Origin of the sequence: Serratia sp. Res13-Sevr-LER1-36-b, from assembly GCF_015673035.1 — a bacterium.
GTDB lineage: Bacteria > Pseudomonadota > Gammaproteobacteria > Enterobacterales > Enterobacteriaceae > Chania > Chania fonticola_C.
Window position 1 is genome coordinate 232,794 of sequence record NZ_JADACK010000023.1, and the last position, 23,751, is coordinate 256,544.

The 23,751-nt window shown below is 56.0% G+C and carries 17 protein-coding genes; 1 reads left to right on the plus strand and 16 read right to left on the minus strand.

All coding sequences use genetic code 11. From position 1 onward, the window contains the following. Positions 1-13: 13 nt before the first annotated feature. From IMQ33_RS18760 to IMQ33_RS18805, 10 genes are all read right to left on the minus strand, one after another. Positions 14-562, minus strand: coding sequence for a PTS glucitol/sorbitol transporter subunit IIC (locus tag IMQ33_RS18760; RefSeq protein ID WP_021178802.1), 549 nt, complete (start codon positions 560-562; stop codon positions 14-16). Between the two features lie 243 nt (positions 563-805). Continuing rightward, positions 806-1,855, minus strand: a complete 1,050-nt coding sequence (gene fbaB, locus IMQ33_RS18765; RefSeq protein ID WP_065686572.1) for a class I fructose-bisphosphate aldolase — start codon at positions 1,853-1,855, stop codon at positions 806-808. Positions 1,856-2,079: 224 nt separating this feature from the next. Then, positions 2,080-2,766, minus strand: coding sequence for a GntR family transcriptional regulator (locus tag IMQ33_RS18770; RefSeq protein ID WP_024527027.1), 687 nt, complete (start codon positions 2,764-2,766; stop codon positions 2,080-2,082). Between the two features lie 101 nt (positions 2,767-2,867). Next, positions 2,868-4,328, minus strand: a complete 1,461-nt coding sequence (locus tag IMQ33_RS18775; RefSeq protein ID WP_196062114.1) for a mannitol dehydrogenase family protein — start codon at positions 4,326-4,328, stop codon at positions 2,868-2,870. A gap of 67 nt (positions 4,329-4,395) precedes the next feature. Further along, complete coding sequence (locus tag IMQ33_RS18780) at positions 4,396-5,790, minus strand: MFS transporter (RefSeq protein WP_186528785.1); 1,395 nt, start codon at positions 5,788-5,790, stop codon at positions 4,396-4,398. A gap of 107 nt (positions 5,791-5,897) precedes the next feature. Continuing rightward, a complete protein-coding gene (locus tag IMQ33_RS18785; protein WP_065686570.1) occupies positions 5,898-6,911 on the minus strand; it encodes a Zn-dependent oxidoreductase in 1,014 nt (337 codons plus the stop codon). 14 nt (positions 6,912-6,925) lie between these two features. Continuing rightward, a complete protein-coding gene (gene manD, locus IMQ33_RS18790; RefSeq protein ID WP_024486179.1) occupies positions 6,926-8,140 on the minus strand; it encodes a D-mannonate dehydratase ManD in 1,215 nt (404 codons plus the stop codon). A gap of 372 nt (positions 8,141-8,512) precedes the next feature. Next, on the minus strand, positions 8,513-9,412 hold the full coding sequence (yegS, locus tag IMQ33_RS18795; protein WP_098930147.1) for a lipid kinase YegS: 900 nt from the start codon (positions 9,410-9,412) through the stop codon (positions 8,513-8,515). A gap of 534 nt (positions 9,413-9,946) precedes the next feature. Then, positions 9,947-11,299 (minus strand): tRNA 5-hydroxyuridine modification protein YegQ, encoded by a 1,353-nt coding sequence (gene yegQ, locus IMQ33_RS18800; protein ID WP_021178794.1) that lies wholly within the window; start codon positions 11,297-11,299, stop codon positions 9,947-9,949. A gap of 180 nt (positions 11,300-11,479) precedes the next feature. Then, the gene (locus IMQ33_RS18805) at positions 11,480-11,818 is read right to left on the minus strand and encodes a YegP family protein (RefSeq protein ID WP_196062113.1); all 339 of its coding nucleotides are present in this window, start codon (positions 11,816-11,818) and stop codon (positions 11,480-11,482) included. 273 nt (positions 11,819-12,091) lie between these two features. Here IMQ33_RS18805 and IMQ33_RS18810 point away from each other — a divergent pair, with 273 nt between their 5' ends. Continuing rightward, on the plus strand, positions 12,092-12,475 hold the full coding sequence (locus IMQ33_RS18810) for a type II toxin-antitoxin system VapC family toxin (RefSeq protein WP_196062112.1): 384 nt from the start codon (positions 12,092-12,094) through the stop codon (positions 12,473-12,475). Positions 12,476-12,478: 3 nt separating this feature from the next. On the opposite strand, the gene baeR is transcribed toward IMQ33_RS18810, so the two are convergent. The 6 genes from baeR to IMQ33_RS18840 are packed head-to-tail and all read right to left on the minus strand — an operon-like array spanning position 12,479 to position 23,513. After that, positions 12,479-13,195 (minus strand): two-component system response regulator BaeR, encoded by a 717-nt coding sequence (gene baeR, locus IMQ33_RS18815; protein WP_065686567.1) that lies wholly within the window; start codon positions 13,193-13,195, stop codon positions 12,479-12,481. A 12-nt stretch (positions 13,196-13,207) separates the two neighbouring features. Then, positions 13,208-14,578, minus strand: coding sequence for a two-component system sensor histidine kinase BaeS (gene baeS / locus IMQ33_RS18820; protein WP_065686566.1), 1,371 nt, complete (start codon positions 14,576-14,578; stop codon positions 13,208-13,210). After that, the gene (locus tag IMQ33_RS18825; protein ID WP_065686565.1) at positions 14,575-16,020 is read right to left on the minus strand and encodes an MFS transporter; all 1,446 of its coding nucleotides are present in this window, start codon (positions 16,018-16,020) and stop codon (positions 14,575-14,577) included. The genes baeS and IMQ33_RS18825 overlap by 4 nt, the downstream gene beginning before the upstream one ends. A gap of 34 nt (positions 16,021-16,054) precedes the next feature. Next, positions 16,055-19,135, minus strand: a complete 3,081-nt coding sequence (gene mdtC, locus IMQ33_RS18830) for a multidrug efflux RND transporter permease subunit MdtC (protein WP_065686564.1) — start codon at positions 19,133-19,135, stop codon at positions 16,055-16,057. Continuing rightward, complete coding sequence (locus IMQ33_RS18835) at positions 19,132-22,251, minus strand: MdtB/MuxB family multidrug efflux RND transporter permease subunit (protein ID WP_196062111.1); 3,120 nt, start codon at positions 22,249-22,251, stop codon at positions 19,132-19,134. Before IMQ33_RS18835 ends, mdtC begins: the two co-directional genes overlap by 4 nt. Beyond that, positions 22,251-23,513 carry an MdtA/MuxA family multidrug efflux RND transporter periplasmic adaptor subunit gene (locus IMQ33_RS18840; RefSeq protein WP_196062110.1) on the minus strand — a complete coding sequence of 421 codons (1,263 nt, stop codon included), beginning with the start codon at positions 23,511-23,513 and terminating at the stop codon, positions 22,251-22,253. The genes IMQ33_RS18835 and IMQ33_RS18840 overlap by 1 nt, the downstream gene beginning before the upstream one ends. Positions 23,514-23,751 lie beyond the last annotated feature (238 nt).

Here is a 23,751-nt window from a genome sequence, read left to right on the forward strand (position 1 = left end):
TGCGCTCCACAAATTAAAGTTGAACCTGGCGATCCAGTTGGATGCCCATCTTGCGTTCAAACACGCTGGTGGTGAGATCGGTGATCCAACCGCGGAAGAAGTTGGTGAACAGCCCAACCAGGAAATAACTCACTGCCAGAGGAGCCAACGGCAGGCCAAGCGTGGTCAAACCGCTGGCAATTCCGAGGTAAACGAACAGTTCGCCAGGGTTGATATGGGGGAACAGGCCGTTCATGGAGTGGCAACTGTAGGAGGCTGCGGCGTAATAACTGGGTTTATATTTCTCTGGCATAAAACGTCCGAGACTCAACGTCATCGGATTACAAAACACAAAGGTGCCGATCAAGGGGAGTAGCAGGTAGCGTGAAACCGGGTTACCGGCACAGCGCTGTGCCAAACGTTCGATACGTTCCTGGCCAACAAAGTTGATCAACGCGTTCATGATAACTAACAGGCTGATCAACAACGGTAAAATGCCGGTCACCATACCGACAAACACTTCCCCGCCTTTTTGGAACAGGCCGATAAACCATTCGGCTCCGTGGGTTATTAGCTCAATCATTTTTTTCTCCTGTGATGGATGCTATGGCCTGGAGCGACGTGCGGCTCTGTCGCCATGGGTCTTACAGTAACCACTTTGCTGCGGTTTTTGTTTTAAATGGATCACACTTTGAAAGATAAATATTTTATTGTGAAAGTTAAAGATGAAAGAAAAGTAATTAATTATGAAAGAAGAAAGGGGGGAGGACATGAAAAAGGCCCAGCAGAGCTGAGCCTTGAAGACTAATGATTTGATAAATAATGATTAAGCGATGGTGACGCTGCTGTCTAGATAGGTGTCCTGCACGGCATTGATCAGGGCGATGCCATCCTTCATCGATTTCTTGAACGCTTTACGCCCCAGGATCAGACCCATCCCGCCAGCCCGCTTGTTGATCACGGCGGTACGCACTGACTCTTGCAGGTCATTTTCCCCTGCCGCGCCGCCAGAGTTGATTAAACCGGCACGGCCCATATAGCAGTTTGCCAACTGGTAGCGCACCAGATCGATTGGGTGATCGGTGGTCAGCTTGTCATAGACGCGATCGTCGGTATAACCGAATTTCACCGCACGGTAGCCGCCGTTGTTCTCGGCCATTTTCTGTTTAACGATATCGGCACCGATGGTGGCCGCAATGTGGTTGGCTTGGCCGGTCAGATCGGCGCTGGAATGATAATCGACGCCATCCTTATTGAACGCAGGGTTACGTAGATAGGCCCACAAAACGGTCACCATGCCCAGTTCGTGAGCGCGCTCAAAGGCGATCGAGATCTCTTCAATCTGGCGGCGTGATTGCTCTGAACCGAAGTAAATGGTTGCACCAACCGCCACCGCGCCCATATTGAATGCCTGCTCAACGCTGGCATACAGGGTCTGGTCGTATTGCGTTGGATAGCTCAGGGTTTCGTTGTGGTTCAGTTTGACCAGGAACGGGATCTTGTGGGCGTAGCGGCGGGAGACCGAAGCCAGCACGCCGTAAGTGGATGCCACGCAGTTACACCCGGCTTCGATCGCCAGTTCAACGATATTTTTCGGATCAAAATAGAGCGGGTTGGCGGCAAACGAGGCCCCGGCAGAGTGCTCCACGCCTTGATCGACCGGCAGGATCGATAGGTAACCGGTGCCCGCCAGGCGGCCATGGTTGAGCAAGGTTTGCATTGAGCGCAGCACGCTGTTTGGGCGGTTGTTGTCGATCATCACCCGATCAACAAAGTCGCCACCGGGCAGGTACAGATTTTCCGCAGGGATGGTGGTGCAGCGGTGTTGCAGAAGGTCTTCCGCTTCCTTACCTAACAATTGTGCAATATCCGTCATGATTCACTCCCGTTAAAGCTTCCTATACACCGGTAACTCTGGGTATTTGGCCACCGGCGTAGTCAAAAGCGGTGATTGAAGCTATGCAAAAGATACTAATCAAAACCTGATGATGCGAAGAGACAATAGATGCGATTGAGAAGAAATGCTATTTAGAAGGCAAAATTTGCGAGTGAGCGCTTGTTGATGGTGTCCCCTTTCCTGGTCGGAGAGGGGAACAGTTCTTACTCGGCTTCAAACCAGTCGGTGTTTTGCAGGGCAATCGGGGTGATCGAATAGATCATCTCTTGTAAATGCTCGTGAATAGCCCGCTCCGCCGCATCTGGATCCTGGGCTTTCAGCGCCTCAAAAATACGGTAATGCTGGTGGATCAGATTCTCCGGCGGTGACACTTCGCTCAGGCTGAGGAAGCGCACCCGATCCATCGTCGCTTTGATGGTCTCGATGGTTTCCCACGCCAGGGCACAGTTGGCCATTTGCGTCAGCAGATGGTGGAATTCGTCGTCCAGCGCCAAAAACTCACGGATCTGATTATTCTGTGCCGCCAGCTCCTGGCGATGCAGGTTATGCTCCAGCGTCATCAACTGCTCGGGGGTGATGGTGGTGGCAACTCGCCGCACGATGGCACATTCCACCGCCTGACGGATAAAGCGCCCGTCGGCCACTCGTTTGGCGGAAATTTTCATCACGAAGGTACCGCGTTGCGGCAAGATCTGCACCAGCCCCGCTTCAGCCAGTTTGATGAAGGCCTCGCGCACCGGTTGGCGTGAAACGCTGAAACGGGTGGAGATCTCTTTCTCGGAAAGCAACGTGCCCGGAGGGATGGTGCAATCGACGATATCTTTGCGCAGGAAACGATAGATCTGCTGATTGACCGGGACATTATTCGTGAGGACGTACGATTCTGACATGGCGATAATCAATATATGAGAGTAGTAGTGAATGCCACCATACTAGCAGATTAACCCGTGAAAGAGGGCGGATAAATCCACCCGCATTCTATGCTTTGCTCTTAGCGCGCCAGCACTCTTGCCACCGTTGCTTTCGCTCCCCGCGCCAACAGCGCCAGATAAGCGTTGGTCACGGCATTGACGAAACGTTGGTTATCCGGCAGGTCGCGTCCGAATACCGAGGTCATTTGCAGTAACGCCATCACGCGAGGCTCACCTTCAGCACTGTTGGCGACTTGACGGGCAATTTCCTCACGCAATGGATCGCTGATGTCGATCGGTTGACCCTGTTCGTCCTTACCGCCGACGTAACGCATCCAACCCGCTACGCCCAGCGCCAGACAGTCAAAATCACTACCGTTGGCCAGATGCCAGCGCACCGAGTCCAGCATGCGCTGCGGCAGCTTTTGCGTACCGTCCATGGCGATTTGCCAGGTGCGGTGCTTCAACGCCGTGTTGCGATAGCGTGCCAGCAGGGAATCGGCGTATTTCTCCAGATCGGTGCCCGGGGTGTTCAGCGTGGGAGCCTGCTCAGCCAGCATCAGATGGCGGGCGGCATTGACGTAATGCGCATCCTGCATACAGTCGCTGATATGTTGGTAACCGGCTAAATAACCCAGATAGGCCAGGAACGAGTGACTACCGTTCAGCATACGCAGCTTCATCTCTTCGAACGGCAAAACATCGCTGACCAGTTCGGCACCGGCTTGTTCCCATGCCGGGCGGCCCGCGACAAAATTGTCCTCAATCACCCATTGGCGGAACGGCTCGCAGGCTACGGCTGCCGGATCCTGCACGCCGGTTTGCTGTGCGACCTGGGCCAGGGTGTCTGGTGTCACGGCTGGCACGATGCGATCGACCATGGTGGAAGGGAAGGTGACGTGGGTTTCGATCCACGTTGCCAACGCCGGATCGAGCGCTTTGGCATAGGCGGTGATCACGTTACGGGTGACATGGCCGTTTTCCGGCATATTGTCGCAAGACATTACGCTGAACGCAGGTTGCCCGTCCGCTTTACGCTGAGCTAAGGCTGCGACGATGACCCCAACGGCGCTCTGCGGATGATGCGGATTAGCCAGATCCCGCATAATCAACGGATGATCCAGCTGCAACTGGCCGGTGGCGGGGGAATGACAGTAGCCTTTTTCGGTGATGGTCATGGACACAATCGCCACTTCGGGCTGGGCCAGGGCCTGGAATACGGCGTCCAGCCCGTCAACTTGCGCATGTAGCGCCTGTTTTACTACGCCCACCACTCTGCATTGCCAGGCATCGGCTGACATCTCTGCCACGCTGTAGAGCATATCTTGCTGTTTGAGATCGGCGATTTGCTGTTCGCCACCGATCAGGTTGATTTCGCAATATCCCCAGTCGCTGCCGTGCTCCTGTGCCAGGATATCGGCGTATAGCGCCTGGTGGGCGCGATGAAAGGCACCAAAGCCCAGATGAACCAGGCGTGGAACCAGTTTGCTACGATCGTACTGCGGAACAATGGCGTTGGCGGCTAACAGCTTGGTATCCATGTTAAAACTCACTGTGTAATGGTCTGATTGCCGCAGAACCTTCTCTGCGGCAGAGAATTGAAGGGGATTAATGACTGCTGACGCGTTGGGCTATCGGCAGCGCTGGGGTTTCTGCAGCATCTTCCGCCAGGCTCAGATCGCGGTCTCTGACTTCTGGCATCAATATCGCTGCCAGCAAGCCGATAACGGAGTAAACGATCATCATGACGGCGATTGGCCACCAGGAGTCGGTCATATTGCAGAAGATACCGGCCAATACCGGGCCGAAGCCGACCGCCACCAAACCACCGGCCTCTTTGGAGATCGCCATGCGGGTAAAACGGTTACGTGAACCAAACATTTCCGCCATGGTGATGTTTTCCAGCGCAAACAGGCCCAGCACCGCGACGTTATGGATAATAATGATCGAGGCCATAATCACGTTCACCTCATTGGTCTTATCCACAATCATCGAAATCATGGGGTAAGCCAGAATGATGGCGGAGATATTGACCAGGATATAAGGCACCCGGCGGCCGATCTTGTCGGAGAGCCAGCCAAGGAACGGGATGGTAATAAAGCCAATGGCGGAGCTGATCATCAAGGCGTCGGTTGGGATAGCCTTCTCAAACAGCAGGGTTTGCACCAGATAACCGGCCAGGAAGGTCTGGATCAGACCGGAGTTGCCTGCCTGGCCAAAACGCAGCCCGGTAGCCAGCCAGAAGGATTTACTGCTGAACATCGCCGACAGCGAATGGGTATTGTCAGCCACGGCGTGTGCCGATGTTGCGGTGGTGCTGTCGTCGTTAACCTTCTCAAACACCGGGCTCTCTTTCAGGTTCATACGCAGCCAGATGGCGAACAGCATGACGACCACGCTGGCCAGGAAAGGTACGCGCCAGCCCCAGGCCAGCAGCTCTTCTTTAGACAGGAAGAAGAACATGACGGCCCAGATGGCGGTTGCCGACAGCGTGCCACAGTTGGTGCCCATGGCAACCAGGGAAGAGATAATCCCGCGTTTACCCTTAGGCGCATATTCCGCCAACATAGTTCCGGCTCCGGATATTTCCGCACCGGCACCCAGCCCTTGAATAATACGCAGTAACACCAGTAATAGAGGGGCGAAAATACCGATTTGCGCATAGGTTGGCAGCACGCCGATTAAGGTGGTGCAGATCCCCATCATGGTAATGGTAATAAACAGCACCCTTTTACGGCCGATGGTATCCCCCATGCGTCCAAAGAAGAAGGCACCCGCAATACGGGCGATGTAACCCGCGCCGTAGGTTCCCATCGCCAAGATTAACGCCATGGCGGCAGACTGTTCCGGGAAAAATATTTCATGGAAGACTAATGCTGCCCCTAGCGAATAAAGCTGAAAATCCATAAATTCCAGTGCGGTACCAAGCCAGCCGGAAACGGCCGCCTTGATCAGATCCGAGGTACTTCTTTCCGGCTGAGTGTTGTCAATTTTTGCGTTCATCATTGTTCTGTTCTCTGCAAATTGTTGTTGTAAGGACGGCAAAGATTAGGGTCAGAAGCCCCTGTTTCTCTCCAGCTACAGCAGGCCATAGCTGGAAAGTGGTCAGGTCAGAATTTCAGTAAAACCTTACAGCACTGCTTTTGGTCTTTTTCGAAGATCTCCATTGCTTCAAGCACTTGCGTAAACGCAAACTGATGGGTGATCAACTTCTCTGGTTGGATCTGGCGTTGCGTCATCCAGGCAATCACCTGCGGGAAGCGGTTGCTGTTGAGGCGGGAGCTGTAAATCGAGATCTCTTTGCTGGTAATGGCTTGCTGGCTGATCACGCAGGGCTCGGCAGAGAAGCCCATAATGCCAATGCGTGCGGCGGGAGAAGCCAAGCCGATCGCCTCCGGCAGAATGGCCGGGTGGCAGGCAGCATCGATGATCAGCGTTGGCCGGATGCCGAGTTTTTGTAACTCGTTGGTCAAATCAAGCTGGCTGTTGTTGATTACCACATCCGCGCCGTTGGCGGTGGCCATAGCCAGACGCTCATCGATACGGTCAGCCACCACAATCTGTTTAACGCCGTAAACGCCGCGCAGTGCCTGAATAGAGGTGAGGCCCATCGGCCCGGCACCATACACTAATGCCACATCTAACGGGCCCGGTTGCAGTTGGCTACAGATGTTGGCAGCAATGGTGAAGGGTTCGACCATCGTGGCTTCGTTGTCTGGAATGCTGTCCGGCACCCGATGGGCATTTTGAGCCGGTAGCGTCACATATTCGCTGAATCCACCGTCACGGTGCACGCCAATGACCTGCAGTTCGGTGCAGACGTTTGGCCTGCCCACCGAGCAGGGATAGCAATGGCCGCAGCTGACGACCGGATCGCCCACCACGCGTTCGCCGATGCGTGACGGGTCGACACCTTCGCCAATAGCGTCGATATGGCCAAAGAACTCATGGCCGATCACGCGCGGGTATTTGGCAAACGGGTTATGACCACGGTAGATATGCACGTCGGAACCGCAGATCCCGGCGCTAGCCACACGGATCCGGACTTCACCCTGCTGCGGTGAGGGCATCGGGCGTTCTTCAATCACCAATTGCCCTGGCTGTTGAACAGTAATGCTTTTCATAGTAATTCCTCGGTTTACCAGTTCCACAGGGTGCCGTCTTCCAGGCGCGCTACCGGCAGGTAGGCTGGATCGTAGGGATATTTGGCAGCCAGTTTTTCGTCAAACTCGATGCCCAACCCTGGTTTTTCGCCTGGATGCATATAGCCGTTGTCAAACGTCCAGTTATGTGGGAACACTTCCAGCATCTGTTCGGAGTAGCCCATATATTCCTGCACGCCGAAGTTCGGCACCCACAGGTCAAAGTGCAACGCCGCCGCCATGCAGATTGGTGAAAGATCGGAAGGGCCGTGTGAGCCGGTACGCACCTGATACAGCGAAGCGAAATCGGCGATACGGCGCATGCCGGTGATGCCCCCGGCGTGGGTGATGGTGGTGCGGATGTAATCGATCAGTTGCTCTTCAATCAGCTGTTTGCAGTCCCAGATGCTGTTGAACACCTCACCGACCGCAATCGGGGTCACGGTATGCTGGCGGATCAGGCGGAAGCACTCCTGGTTTTCGGCCGGGGTAGGATCTTCCATCCAGAACAGGCGATATTGCTCAACGCTTTTGCCAAAGCGGGCCGCTTCGATCGGCGTCAGGCGGTGATGCATGTCATGCAGCAGATGTTCGTCAAAACCGAATTTGTCACGCACGGCTTCAAACAGTTTAGGGGTGAAATCGAGGTATTTCTCGGTTGACCACAGCTGCTCTTCCGGCCAGTTACCTTTGGTCGCAGGCTCATACGCCAAGCCTTTGCCCTTGGCCATGCCGTAGGTTGTTTTCATCCCAGGTACGCCACATTGAGCGCGGATCGCCTTGAAGCCCAGCTCCTTGTGCTTGGCATAATCGTCCAGCACTTCGTCAATCGAGTGGCCGGTGGTGTGGCAATACACCATGACGCCGGTACGTGAAGCACCACCCAGCAACTGGTACAGCGGCATATTGGCCGCTTTGGCCTTGATATCCCACAATGCCGTATCCACCGCAGAGATTGCCGACATAGTCACCGGGCCACGGCGCCAGTAAGCACCTTTGTAGAAGTACTGCCAGATATCTTCGATCTGGTGAGCATCGCGGCCAATCAACTGCGGGCAGACGTGGTCTTCCAGGTAAGACGCGACCGGCAGTTCACGGCCGTTCAGGGTTGCATCGCCGATCCCGGTTAGCCCGCAGTCGGTAGTGATCTTCAGGGTGACGAAATTTCTCCCAGGGCAGGTGACAAACACCTCGGCTTTAACAATTTTCATGACTTCCACATCCTGTTGTTGCTGATAACGTATGGGCGGAAATTAACCTTGAACTAACTACCATACAAGTATGATTTGTGAGAATTGCCGCTGAAGATCACATTTATTGGTGGATCGCAGGCATGGGGAGGTGGTTTTATCTTGAGGTAAAAAGAGGGAAGTTGGTTCGCAGGTGTGTTCAGGAGCGGAAGTTAATTTGTCGCACCAGCCCCTCACCCCAATCCTCTCCAACAGGGAGAGGGAGCTGATTTGGTGATAAGGTCAGGTGTGGATGCTGATTTGTAGCACGTACCGTCCCCTCTCCTTGTGGAGAGGGTGAGGGGAGTTACGTCGGGCTAAAGCCTGCTCGATCTGAGCACGCGGCTTATTTGCTTATCCTAGCAGATCGCAATTTGGCGGTAAGCGGCACTCGATAGCATTAGGCAGCACCTCAATGCGGAAATCACGACCTTTCAGCGGTTCGCCATCAAGGTTAAAGGTTATTTCATGTGGCGCGGTGATTTCCAGCCATGGCAATGAGGCATCAACTACGTTGCTGTTTTCCTCACCGCTAAACAAGATATTGACCAGCGTAGGCAGCAACTCTTCGGCAGTGAGCAGGCGAACCTGCAATAAACCATCGTTGATCAGCGCGCCAGGACAAAGCTTCTGCCCACCCCCGGCCTGCCTGCCGTTGCCGATACCGATCACCAGCGCTTCTCCGGCCCAATGGAAGTCTGGCCCGCGGATCTCGCAGTTGTCGGCTTTCAGTGCATCCAGACGCAGCAGCCCATGGATGAAATAAGAAACGCCCCCCAGCGCAGCCTTCAGTTTTTCCGGGGTTTCGGTGGTGATGCGGGTGCCAAAGCCGCCGGTTGCCATATTGATGAAATAGCGCTCGTCATTGACTTTGGCCAGATCGATCGGCACCGCTCGGCCCTTGATGGCTAACTGCAAGGCCAAATCTGGCTGTAGGGGAATAGAGCAGGCGGTAGCAAAGTCGTTGGCGGTCCCCAGCGGTAGTATGCCGAGTATTGGGCGAGATTCTGCGGGGAGTTGTGCCAATGCCGCAGCGACCTCGTTGATGGTGCCGTCGCCACCACCGGCGATCACGGTTTCAACCCTCAGTTGGCTAGCCTCTTTGACATAACGAGCGGCATCCCCCAGTTCCCAGGTGACGCGGACATGCAGGGTCTGGCCCTCATTACGCAACTGGTTCACCGCTGCGCGAACTTCCTCGTTGCCGGAACTTTTACCATTGATGATAAGCAGTGCTGGTGCATATTGGTGCATTCCTGATCCTTGTGGCGAAAAACGAATCGGCTGTCAAAGGGTGGCCAGATGGGTTGCCATGTAGCTAAACCCCTAACCCAAGCCGTTAACGATAAACCACAAGCCAGCGGCGGGCCATAAGAATATTCAGGTAATGCCGAGTTTGGCTGCTACAGGGTATTTATATAGTCAATGCCCAATGGGGGTAATACTTTTCTCTCACCCGAGTTAAGCGTTGGTATTAACGACCTTATTAATCGCTATAGAATAATTTATATATTGCAGGGAAAATGATACGCCGCTTGGCGTAATGCAAGAAATATCCTAAAAATACCAATGAAATTTGCAGCTGATTGAAATTAAAGGGGATAAAAAAGAAAAGGCCAACCCAAGGGAGATTGGGCTGGCTAAGGAGGTGGTTCCTAGTATTGCTATGCAAATATTTTCGTTATTAGTTTTAAGCAGCCTGATAATAACCAAGCTGCGCGCTAATTGATGTGATCTGATTCTAATATTTGCCAAAAATTGCCACCCAGGTGGGTGGCGATAAACATCTTAACCGTTCTGGCTATCGTCCTGCGGCAAATTGCGGATCAATAACGCATAATTGAGGTCGATATCCTCGGGGATCGGCAAATAAACGATATGGCCGTTGCCCGGCGCGACATCGATCGTCTCGCCCTTCTTGTTTTGCAGGCTTTCCAGAGTAAACAACACGTTACCCCCTGGCGTCATCATCTCTACGCTGTCGCCGACCAGGAATTTATTTTTTACATCCACTTCCGCCCAGCCGTTACGGCGCACCCCGGTAAATTCCCCGACAAACTGTTGCAGTTCGGAAATGGAGGAGCCGTAATCATAGTTCTGGTGGGCATCGTGCGTATGGCGGCGCAGGAAACCTTCGGTATAGCCACGATGAGCCAGGCCTTCCAGCGTGGTCAGCAGGCTAGGATCGAAGGGTTTACCGGCAACGGCGTCGTCAATGGCACGGCGATAAACCTGTGCGGTGCGGGCGCAGTAATAAAACGACTTGGTACGGCCTTCAATCTTCAGCGAATGTACGCCCAACTGGGTGAGCCGCTCTACGTGCTGGATGGCTCGCAGATCTTTTGAGTTCATGATGTAGGTACCGTGCTCGTCCTCAAACGCGCTCATGTACTCGCCGGGTTTTTGCGCTTCGGAAAGCATAAAGACTTTATCGGTTGGCGCGCCAATGCCCAGCGTCGGCTCAACGTTTTGCACCGCGATAGGCTCATGCAGATGCACGATGCTGCCGGTATCGTCTTCCTTGCCTTCTTCTGCCTTGTACTGCCAGCGGCAGGCATTGGTGCAGGTGCCTTGATTGGGATCGCGTTTGTTGATGTAACCGGAAAGCAGGCAACGGCCGGAATAGGCCATGCACAGTGCGCCATGCACGAAAATCTCCAGCTCCATTTCTGGCACCTGGCTACGGATTTCCGCCACTTCATCCAGCGACAGCTCGCGGGAAAGGATCACTCGCGTCAAGCCCATCTGCTGCCAGAACTTCACCGTTGCCCAGTTCACCGCGTTAGCCTGCACCGAGAGGTGAATGTCCATCTGCGGGAAGGCTTCGCGCACCATCATGATCAAACCGGGGTCGGACATGATCAGCGCGTCCGGGCCCATGTCGATCACCGGTTTCAGGTCACGCAGGAAGGTTTTCAGTTTGGCGTTGTGTGGCGCGATGTTAACCACCACGTAGAACCTTTTGCCTAGCGCATGGGCTTCGTTAATCCCAAGCTGCAGGTTCTCGTGGTTAAATTCGTTATTACGTACCCGTAGGCTATAACGCGGCTGGCCAGCGTAAACCGCATCGGCCCCATAGGCAAAGGCGTAACGCATGTTTTTCAGCGTTCCCGCCGGGGAGAGGAGTTCTGGTGTAAACATAGTGATTCTCGGTCTGATTTCAGGTCAGCACCGCGCCACTCAATGGCGCAGTGAAAGCGGGGGATTGTAGCGGCAGCCCGCCAAGAAATCAGCAATTAACCGGAAATTTTAAAGGGAGATTGATCTTCATCATCAGAAAAACCGCGCGGTAGCGGATACCGCGCGCAGGCCTGATGAGATTTATACGCTTAAATCACGCACGTCTGTTGTAGGGCCATTCTTGATCACCGACTGAATCCCGCTTTTCGCTGCGCTATCCGAGCTGTACATCTGGCTGGTGCCAATCACCTGATGGTTTTTGGCTTTCAGCACGAAATAGGGTTTGTTGTTGCTGCTGACTTTCACTTCAAACTGCGCTTCATGAGGCGAATTGGTTTGCACGGACGCAATCCCGTTTTCCGCCGAGGCTTTGCTGGCATACATCTCGCTGGAGAGAATGATCTCGCCATTGCTGGCCTTCAGGTTGAAGTGATACTGCCCGTTGCTCGATTTTGTCAGCTCATAATGTCCGCTTGCCATGGTCCTGCTCCTGATTAGTGCCAATAAGTGAGATAAGTGTAGCTAATGTCTCAGCAAGCGTTTTTTTAACGGTGAAGTAATGCGTACCAGTGCACAGAAATGGGGGGCTTTTTGTGCTCCTGGCCAGGTTGGCCTGGGGGCAGGTTGCCCTGGTTGCATTGGCGATTGCGTAACGGTTCGCATCGTTGGCACAAAACGTTCGACGGCAGATGATTTTGCTACGTTGAGAGGATAGGGTGGCTGATATCCGCATTCCTTATGCGAATAAAAAATATGTTCGACACTAACACGGTGAGCCTGCTTTTTCGTCAACATCCCCGGCTGCTTGCGGCGATGGGGCGGGTACCGCCATCGTCGGTGTGCATTTCCAGCATCACCCAGGCAGAACTGCTTTATGGCGTAGCCAAGCGGCAGAACATGGCGCTAAAACAGACGGTGATGATGTTCCTGGACGCCGTCACCGTTTACTCCTGGGACTCTGCGGCGGCACATTGCTATGGAGTCATGCGCGCAAGCATGGAAAAACAAGGCAGACCGCTGGGGGCGCTGGATCAGCTGATTGCCGCACATGCGGTAAGCGGTGGTGCAACCATAGTGACTAGCGATCGGGCTTTCACTATGGTCGCGGAGCTTGAGGTGGAAGACTGGACGCAGTAAGCGTCACAACCCATTGACCAACCGGCACTGTTCGGCTTCCCAGCGGTAGCCCACCCCGTAAACCGAACGGATAAACGCCTTGTCGCCGTCGATCAGCTCCAGCTTGCGGCGCAGATTCTTGATATGGCTATCGATGGTGCGATCGGTTACCACCCGGTAATCGTCGTACAGATTGTTCAGCAACTGTTCGCGTGAAAACACGTTGCCCGGCTGGCAGGCCAGGGTTTTCAGCAGGCGGAATTCCGCCGGTGTCAGATCCAGGATATGGCCCTGATAGCTGGCCTGAAAGCGTGGCTCATCAATATGCAACAGTGAATCATCATCGCTATGTTCCTGGGGCCGATAGCAACGGCGCAAAATGGTTTTCACCCTGGCAACCACTTCGCGCGGGCTGTAAGGTTTGCAGATGTAGTCATCCGCCCCGATCTCCAACCCCAGCAGCCGGTCGATCTCCTCGATTTTGGCGGTCACCATGATGACGGGGATGTCGGTAAAGCGCCGTAGCTCACGGCAAATGGTTAAGCCATCGCAGCCTGGCAGCATCAAATCCAGCAAAATAAGCGCCGGTGGCTGCTCATGCACCGCCGGGATCACCTCGCTGCCGTTGCTCAGCCAGCGGGTGGCGTAGCCAGCCGCCTGCAGATAATCGACCAACAGCTGGCCCAGCTTGGGTTCATCTTCCACAATCATGATCTGTAGTGGCTGATTTTGGTTTTCCATCAAACAACCTTATTATTCACCAGAGATGGGGAAATCTACTGTAATGCGCACGCCGCCTAAAGGCGAGTGTTGTGCACGGATCTCGCCGCCGTGTGCCTCCACAATGTTCTGACAGATGGAGAGCCCTAGCCCCGAACCGCCGCTGGCGCGGTTCCGGGAACCTTCAGTGCGATAAAAGCGTTCGAAGATGAGAGCCAACTGCTCGTCGTTCACTCCTGGGGCGCTGTCCTGCCAGTAAATCCGCACCGTTCCCGGCAGGCGTTCGATACCAATCTCCAGCCGACCACCGGCATCGGTATAGCGTTGGCTGTTTTCCAACAGGTTGTTGAATAACTGGAGCAGTCGGTCAGGATCGCCAAACAGTGGCATCTGTTCCGGCAGGTAGGTGACGATTTCCAACTGCTTGGCATGAAAACGTTCACGGAAGGCCGCCACTGCGATCTGCACCAGATGCACGCAATCCACCGGCAATTTACGGTAGGCGAGGGCACCGAGATCGGAGAGTGATAACTGGTGCAGATCGTCCACCAATTTGGTGAGGGTTGAGACTTCCGCCTGTAGCGAACTAAGTGAAGCCGGTGTGGGTTGGCGAACGCCGTCTTGCAGCGCTTCTAACTCGCCACGCAATACTGCCAGTGGGGTACGCAACTCGTGGGAAACATCCGCCATTAGCGCCCGCCGCATCTGTTCGTTCTTTTCCAGCGAGGTGGCAAGCTGGTTGAAATCCTGCGCCAACCGGCCCAGCTCATCTTGGCTGCTAACCGCTACCCGAGCGCTGAAATCACCCGCAGCCAGCCGATGGGTGCCGCCCACCAGGCGTTTAACCGGTGCTAGCAGGCCGCGCGACATCAGCCAGGTCACTGCCGCTGCCAATAAGGTGGATAACCCAACGATCATCCAACTGGTGCGCCGCTGTTGGCGATCGAAGTTGATGTCGGCATTGCGCGTCAGTTTTTCCGGCGGGGTAGCTACCACCCAACCGACGATCTGATTGTTGTAGTGGATCGGGTGGCGGGTGCTCTCTTTAGGGATCGGACCGGAATGACCCACCAGCCGGTTATACTGGCTGTCCACCACCCAGAATTGGGTGCGCCAGCCCTTGGGGGGCAGATTGTGGCTGCTGTCGCTGTTCTGCTCAAACGAACGCATGATCTGATACACCACCTGATCGTTGTTACGCAGAAATTCCCAGTTGCCGTGGCGGCGATACTGATCTTCCAACGCGTCGCCGAGCATGCTGATGCGTTGCTCATTGCTGTGCTTGATGTAATCGATAAAACCCCGTTCAAAGCTGACGCGTACGCCCCAGTGCATGGTGATCAACACCAACATGCAGGTGGCGAAGATCGCCATAAACAGCTTGCCGGTTATGCCAATTCTCATTGTGTCCTCGTGGAGCCGGTGCCCGGCTCTTTGGTCAACGTGCGGTTGGGGGCGATGTCGGTCGGTACGCGAGCGAAAGCCAGCGCCGGCAGGGCAATAATCAGCGCCATGCAGCCATAGCTGTAGATAAAGGCGTTGTGGATAGCCGGGCTATCGGCCACCACCTGATGATGCGCGAAGCTGCCAATCAGGATCCCGGCAATGCTGACGCCCAGGCTCATGGATAGCTGCATCACCATCGACAGCAGGCTGTTGCCGCTGCTGGCCAGCCGATCGGGCAGATCTTTCAGCGTCAGGGTATTCATGGCGGAAAAACGCAGGGCGTTAACCATGCCCTGAAAGAACAGTACCACTGGCAGCAGATAAACCCAGCCCAGCATCGCCACTAGCGGAAAACTCAGGGTGACCAGCGCCAGCATCAGCGTGGCGGCCACCAGCACATTACGATAACCGAAGCGGTTAACCACCTGCACCACGATGCGCTTCATGCCCATGCTGCCGATGATCATCGGGATCATCATCAACCCGGCGTGGAAAGGGGAAAAACCCATGCCCACCTGGAGAAATAACGGGGTCATAAAGGGCAACATACCGCTGCCAATCCGCCCCAACAGGCTGCCGGTCAGGCCGACGCGATAGGTTTGCGTCTTGAATAACCGCAGTGAGAACAGTGCCCGGCTGTTAGCACGGGCGTGCAACCAGTAGCCAGCCAGCGCAGCGCAACCCATTGCCACCAGCCCGGCGATGGTGGCAGAGGAAAGCCCCATGCCTTTATGCCCGTCAAGCGCCAGCGTCAGCGTAGCCATGCCGATCGCCAACATGATAAAGCCGCTGATATCGAAACGCCGGGTCTGCATGGTGTAATTGGGCATCAGCAGCGCGGTGGCAATCGCTCCGGCGATCCCCACGGGAATGTTGATCAGGAAGATCCAGTGCCAACTGGCGTATTGCACCAGAAAGCCCCCTAATGCAGGCCCCATCAGCGGGCCTATCTGGCCGGGCAGGGTGACGAAGGTCATCGCCGCCATATACTGTTCACGCGGGACGATTTTCATCACCGTCAGCCTGCCGACCGGCACCATCATCGCGCCGCCGATGCCCTGTATCACGCGGGAGGCCACCAGCTCATTCAGGGTTTCCGAACGGGCGCACAGGATCGACCCGAGCGTGAAAAGCACGATGGCGCTGAAGAACACCCGTTTGACGCCAACCCGATCCGCCAGCCAGCCGCTGGCAGGTAGCATTACGGCGACCGTCAACACATAGGAAACAATCACCGATTGCATGCGCAGCGGGTTTTCCCCCAGGCTGGCCGCCATGGAGGGCAACGCGGTATTGACGATGGTGGTATCCAGCGTCTGCATAAAGAAGCCGAAAGCCACGATCCACAGCTGCCATCGCACCGAGGTGGATCCTGGCGGGGCGCTGGGTTTGATGTTCATCTTATAGGCCCTTTATCTCCCGCGTTGCTGCCGATCAGTGAGGCAGCGGCGTCAGTTTTTTACCGCGACGGAACTTCATCTGTAAGCGGTCAAAGTACAGATAGATCACCGGCGTGGTATACAGCGTCAACAATTGACTCATCAGCAGCCCACCCGCGATGGTAATCCCCAGCGGCTGTCGCAGCTCTGCCCCGTCGCCGCTGGTCAGAACCAGCGGCAAGGCGCCAAACAGCGCCGCCAACGTCGTCATCATGATGGGGCGAAAACGCAGTAAGCAGGCCTGGAAGATCGCCTCACGGGCGCTGATCCCGCCGTTGCGTTGCGCATCCAGGGCAAAGTCGACCATCATGATGGCATTCTTTTTAACTATACCAATCAACAGCATAATACCGATTAGCGCAATCAGGCTAAACGGTGCGTCAAACAGCTCCAGTGCCAAGAGTGCCCCGACCCCGGCAGAAGGCAGAGTAGACAGGATGGTCAGCGGGTGGATATAGCTCTCATACAGTATACCCAGCACGATATACACCGTGGCGATGGCCGCAGCGATCAGGAACAGCTGTGATTTCAACGTTTCCTGGAACACCTGTGCGGTACCGGCAAACGAACCTCGCACGGTGGAGGGAACTCCCAATTGCGTCATGGTCCGTTCGATGGCTGCCGTCGCCTCGGACAGGCTGCCACCGTCCGGCAGGTTGAATGAGATGGTGGAGGCTGCCGACAGCCCCTGATGGTTCACCGCCAGCGGTGCGTTAGCTGGCCGCCATTGGGCAAAGTAAGACAGCGGGATCGGCTGGCCGCTGCTGTTGATCACAAACATTTTGTCCAGCGAGCTCACGTCCTGTGTATAGGGCGGAGCCACCTCCATCACCACTTTGTATTGGTTGAGCGGCTGATAGATGGTGGAAATCTGGCGCTGTCCGAAAGCGTTGTTGAGCAGGTTGTTGGCGTCGTTGACCGAAATGCCCAGTCGCGACATGGTCTCGCGATCGTAGGTCAGATCCATTTCAGAGCCTTTGTCTTGCTGATCGGAGTTGACGTCCGCCAGCTCCGGCAACGCTGCCAGCGCGGTGCGGATCTTCGGCTCCCATTCGCGCAGTGCGCCAAGATCGTCGGCCAACAGCGTGTATTGATAGCTGGCGTTGGCCTGCCGCCCACCGACGCGGATATCCTGTACCGCCATCAAGAACAGGCTAGCCCCCGGTTCTTTCGCCAGTTTGGCACGCAGGCGAGCGATCACCTTCTGGGCATCATCGGTACGTTCCGACAGCGGTTTGAGGGAGATAAACATCGAGCCGCTGTTGGTGCGCGAACCGCCGGTAAAACCGGTGACGTTATCCACGTCCTTGTCTTCCCGCACGATCTTCATAAAGTCTTGCAGTTTGCTGCGCATTGCCTGAAATGAAATGCTCTGGTCGGCCTGGATAAAACCCATCAGGCGGCCGGTATCCTGCTCGGGGAAGAAGGTTTTTGGAATACTGATGTACAGCCAGACGTTGAGGGCAATAGTGGCCAGGAACACAGCCATTACCCAGCGGGAATGGCCCAATACCCAGTTGAGCGAGCGGCCATAGCCCTGCTGCAAACCCAGCAACATGCGGCCAAAACCCCGAATACGCCGCTGTTCGCGCGGTGGCTGGTAGCGCAGCAGATAGGCGCACATCATCGGCGTCAGCGTCAGTGAAATCAGCAATGAAAGCCCGATCGACACCGAAAGCGTCACGGCAAATTCACGGAACAGCCTGCCTGGCAAGCCGGCCATAAACAGCAAGGGGATAAACACCGCCACCAGCGATACGCTCATGGAAAGCACTGTGAAGCCGACCTCTCGCACCCCTTGCAGGGCGGCTTTGATCGGTTTCATCCCGGCCTCGACGTGGCGCGAAATGTTTTCCAGCACCACGATGGCGTCATCTACCACAAAGCCGGTGGCGATGGTCAGCGCCATCAGCGACAGGTTGTTCAGGCTGAAGCCGCACAGATACATGGCGGCGAAGGAACCGATCAGGGAAACCGGTACGGCCACTGCCGGGATCAGCGTTGCGCGGCCAGAGCGCAGGAAGATGAAGACCACCAGGATCACCAGCCCGATGGCTATTACCAAAGATTGCTCCACCTCGGCCAGCGAGGCACGGATCGTCGGTGAGCGATCCTGGGCAATACTCAGTTCGATCGAGGCGGGGATGTTCTCCCGCAACGCGGGCAACTCGGCGCGGATACGATCCACGGTTTGAATGATATTGGCACCGGGAGCACGGCTGATGGTCAGAATGATGGCAGGTTTGGCGTTGGTCATCCCGGCGTTGCGAACGTCCTGGACCGAATCGATGACGTTGGCCACGTCGCTCAGGCGTACCGCCGCGCCGTTGTTATAGTGAATAACCAACGGCTGGTAAGCCGCCGCGGTTTTCAATTCGTCGTTGGCCTGGATCTGCCAGCGCTGCTGTGGGTCATCCACCGCGCCTTGCGGGCGGCGCACGTTAGCGTTGGCGATGGTTTGCCTTACCGCATCCAGTGAAATCCCCTGATTGAATAAGGCGCCGGGATTAAGCTCCACGCGTACCGCAGGTAGAGAACTGCCGCCGACCGAGACATCCCCTACGCCTTCCGTCTGGGCAATTTTTTGCGCCAGCTGCGTGGAAGCGAAGTCATACAGCTGCCCTTGGTTGTAGGTATCCGAAGTCAGCGTCAGGATCATGATTGGCGCGTCGGATGGGTTGATCTTGCGATAGGTGGGGCGGCTTGGCATCCCGGTAGGCAACAGACTTTGGGCGGCGTTAATCGCTGCCTGTACGTCACGCGCAGCCCCGTTGATATCGCGATCGAGATCGAACTGCAGGATCACCCTGGTGCTGCCAAGTGAACTTGTCGAGGTCATTTCATTCACCCCGGCGATCCGACCCAGGGCCCGTTCCAGCGGTGTAGCCACCGAGGAGGCCATGGTTTCTGGATCGGCGCCAGGCAACGAAGCGCTGACCAGAATGACGGGGAAATCCACCTGCGGCAGCGGCGAAACCGGCAGCAGCCGAAAGCCAATCACCCCGGCGATGGTGATCGCCAGCGTCAACAGCGTTGTGGCAACCGGCCGGTAGATAAACAGGGCAAAGAATTTCACGACAGCTCCTGCGGTTCTGGCTGGCGGTGGGTATTGCGCGCCAATTTATCAAACAGCAGGTAAATCACCGGCGTGGTGAACAGCGTCAGGATCTGGCTCATCACCAGGCCACCGACCATACAGACACCCAGCGGGCGGCGCAGTTCGGCTCCGACGCCGGTACTCAGCATCAGTGGCAATGCCCCCAGCAGCGCCGCCAGCGTGGTCATCAGGATCGGACGAAAACGCAGCAGACAGGCTTGATAGATGGCATCGTACGGCGTCATCCCTTGCTCACGCTCGGCGGCCAGCGCAAAGTCGATCATCATGATGGCGTTCTTTTTCACGATGCCGATCAGCAAGATGATGCCGATAATGGCGATCACATCCAGCTCATGGCCGGAGAGCATCAGCGCCAGCAGGGCCCCGACACCGGCGGTGGGCAGGGTCGAAAGAATGGTCACCGGGTGGATAAAGCTCTCATACAGCACGCCCAGCACGATATACATCGCGACCACCGCCGCCAGGATCAGCCACAGTGTGCTGCCAAGGGCAGCCTGGAATGCCAGCGTGGCCCCCTGGAACTGGGTGGTGATGTCTTTGGGCATATTGAGGTCTTTCTTAGCCTGAGTGATCGCCTCTACCGCTTCCCCGAGCGAGTAATTACCGGCCACGTTAAACGACACGGTGGCCGACGGGAACTGATCGAGATGGTTGATCGACAGCGGGCCAACGCGTTCTTCTATTTTGGCGATGGTGCTTAATGGCACGATGGTGCCGTTGCTGCTGGTCAAACGGATATCGTTTAACGCGGAAAGCCCTGGCGTGGTGGAGACATCATGTTCCAGCACCACCCGATATTGGTTGGCCTGGGTGTAAATGGTGGAGATCAGGCGCTGACCGAAGGCGTTATACAGTGCGCTATCAACATCGCTCATGGTGATGCCAAGGCGCGAGGCCGAGTCTCGGTCGACATTCACATAGGCTACCAGCCCCTGATCCTGCCAGTTGCTGGTCACTTCGGCCAGTTGCGGCGCCTGCTGCAATTCGGCCATCAACTTAGGCACCCACAAACTGAGTTCATCCAGTGACATCGCCTGGAGGGTGAACTGGTACTGCGTGCGGCTCACCTGGGTGTCGATGGTCAGATCCTGCACCGGTTGCAGATACAGCTTCAAGCCGGGGAACTGCGCCGTTTTTTGCTGCAGGCGGGTAATGATCGCCGGAATGCGATCGCTACGTTCGCTCAACGGTTTAAGGTTGATCTGCAAACGGCCGCTGTTGAGCGTAGCGTTGCTACCGTCCACGCCGACAAAGGACGTCAGGCTTTCTACCGCCGGATCCTTGAGGATTTCGGCTGCCACCTGCTGCTGGCGCTCGGCCATGTTACTGAACGAAACGCTCTGCGGCGCTTCCAGCGTGCCCTGAATGATGCCGTTATCCTGCACCGGGAAGAAGCCTTTCGGCATCAGCAGATACAGCAACACGGTCAGCGCCATGGTGCCGAAGACGACGCCTAACGTCAGCCACTGATGGTTCAACACCACTTTCAGCCACACGCCGTATTGGGCGATCACCCGGTCAAAGAAACGCTCGGAGGCGCGGGAGAAACGGTTTTGCTTACGCAGCGATTCGTGGCTAAGCATCCTGGCGCACATCATCGGCGTCAGCGTCAGCGACACCAACGCGGAAATCAGGATCGCCACTGCCAGCGTCACCGCAAACTCACGGAACAGACGGCCAACGATATCGCCCATAAACAGCAGCGGGATCAGCACCGCCACCAGCGAGAAGGTCAGCGAGATAATAGTAAAGCCGATCTCTCCAGCCCCTTTCAGCGCCGCATCGAGCGGTTTTTCACCTTTTTCGATATAGCGCGAGATATTCTCGATCACCACGATGGCGTCATCCACCACAAAGCCGGTGGCGATGGTCAGCGCCATCAGCGTCAGGTTGTTGATGGAGAAGTCGAGGAAATACATGACGGCAAAGGTGCCCACCAGGGAAAGCGGCACCGCCACGCTCGGAATAATGGTGGCGGGTACGTTACGCAGGAAGACGTAGATCACCATGATGACCAGGGCGATCGCCAGCAGCAGCTCAAACTGTACGTCGCTGACCGAGGCCCGGATGGTGGTGGTGCGATCGGTCAGCACCTTCACATCTACCGACTTTGGCAGGCTCTTGATCAGCTCTGGCAGCATCTCGCGAATACTGTCGGCGGTGGTGATCACGTTGGCGCCTGGCTGGCGCTGAATATTCAGCACGATGGCCTGCTCTTTATTGGCCCATGCTGCCAGGCGGTTGTTCTCCGCGCCTTGCTCAATGGTGGCGATATCTTGCAGGCGAATGGCTGCGCCGTTCTGATAGGCGATAATCAGCTGACGGTAATCCTCAGCGGTTTTCATCTGATCGTTGGCAGAGAGCGTAACCGAACGCGTCGGGCCATCCAGGCTACCTTTGGCCGAATTGACGTTGGCGTTACTGATGGCGGTGCGAATGGTTTCGCTATCCAGCCCATAGGCGGCCACCGCCGTGGCATTGAGCTTCACCCGTACGGCCGGACGCTGGCCGCCGGAAATGGTGACCAGACCGACCCCGGTAACCTGCGAAATCTTTTGCGCCACCCGAGTTTCCACCATGTCTTCTACCTGGGTCATCGGCATGGCGGTTGAGGTCACGGCCAGCGTCAGGATCGGTGGGTCGGCCGGGTTAACCTTGCTGTAAATCGGCGGGTAGGGCAGATCGTTGGGCAGCAGGTTGGTGGCGGCATTGATGGCCGCCTGCACTTCCTGCTCGGCAACGTCCAGCGGCAGTTCAAGCTGGAATTGCAGGGTGATCACCGAGGCTCCACCGGAACTCTGCGAGGCCATCTGCTTAAGGCCGGACATCTGGCCGAACTGCCGCTCCAACGGCGCGGTGATTGCCGAGGTAACCACATCCGGGCTGGCGCCAGGGTAGAGCGTGACGATCTGGATGGTTGGGTAATCCACTTCTGGCAGGGCAGAAACTGGCAGTGAACGATAGCCAATGATCCCGGCCAGCATGATAGCCAGCATAAACAGCGTGGTGGCTACCGGGCGAAGAATAAACAGGCGGGAAGGCCCACCGCCGCTATGGGGGGACATCGACTGCATCAGGAATTCCCCTGAGGTTTAGCGCGGTGTTTCGGTTGCTCTGTAGTCGTGGTGGCCGCCGCTTGATGAGGCGCCACCACTTCAACCTGCATGCCTTCGGTCAGGCGGTCGATCCCGTCGGTGACGACGCGGTCGCCCGCATTGACACCGGCGCTAATGACCACCTGCTGGCTATCCTGAATACCGGCGGTAACCCGATGTTTGCTGACCTTATTGTCTGCGCTCAGCAGCCAGACGAAGTTGCCTTCGTTACCCATTTGCAGCGCGGCGGTAGGGATCACCACCGCATTTTGCAGGGTGGCAACCTTCAGCCGGGCGTTAACGAACTGATTCGGGAACAGCGCGTCGTCCTGATTGTCGAAGCGAGCCTTCAGTTTGATGGTGCCCGTCGCGGTATCGATCTGGTTATCCAGGCTCAATAACTCACCGGTGGTTAACAGTTGTTGGTTGGTGCGGTCCCAAGCCTCTACGCTCACGGGGCCAGCTTTCTGCGCTTTCACCAGATCGGCGATATTGCTCTCCGGCAGGGTGAAAACCACATCGATCGGATGTGTTTGGGTGATCACCACGATGCCGGTAGTGCTGCCGCTGGCGATGTAATTGCCCACGTCAACCAGCTTAAGGCCCACGCGGCCATCAATCGGTGCGGTGATCTTACTGTAGGTTATTTGCAGTTTGGCGCTGTCCACCGCCCCTTGATCGGCCTTGATAGCCCCTTCGGTCTGGCGAACCAATGACTCCTGAGTATCCAGCTCTTGGCGCGATACCAGATTGGTTTTTGCCAACTGTTGGTAACGGGCGAGGTCGCGTTTGGCATTGGCCAACGTCGCCTGATCTTTGGCTAACTGCCCCAGAGCCTGAGTTAATTGCACTTCGTAAGGGCGTGGGTCGATCTCAACCAGCAGGTCTCCCGCCTTGACCTGTTGGCCTTCGGTGAAGTGGATCGCCATCAGTTGGCCATCGACGCGGCTGGTGACGGTCACGGTGTTGGCCGCGGTAGCGGTGCCCAATCCCGAAAGGAAACGCGGCACGCTCTGCACTGTGGCGGTGGCGGCCTGTACTGGGGACATAGGAACCCCTCGTCTACTACCGGTTCTGCCTGCGGCTCCTGCTGGGCCTGAACCTGCCTGCTGCGCACCCGGCACTGCATCGGTAGCCTGTGGCGCGCTAAAGTGACGCCAGATCAGAATGGCGGCAAGCACCACGATAACTATGGCTAGCAGGCGCAGGAGCAATGAGCGGCGTTTGGGTTTTGTATTCATGGCGTTGGGCATTCTCTCCAGAGACAGTCGTGCGGGCAATCAGTTGCCAAAAGTGATACTCCTTACAGGATACTAGTTTAGCGAGCCGCCACGGTGTAAAAATGAAGGAAATATGGAGGAAGCGTCAGGTTTATCGGCGGAGAATGTATATTTAACCCAAACAACGCTTAGCTAGACATTTTCTGACATATAACCGATTCGTTTTAGCGTTCCAGCCGTTTTCGCGCTAATAATTTAG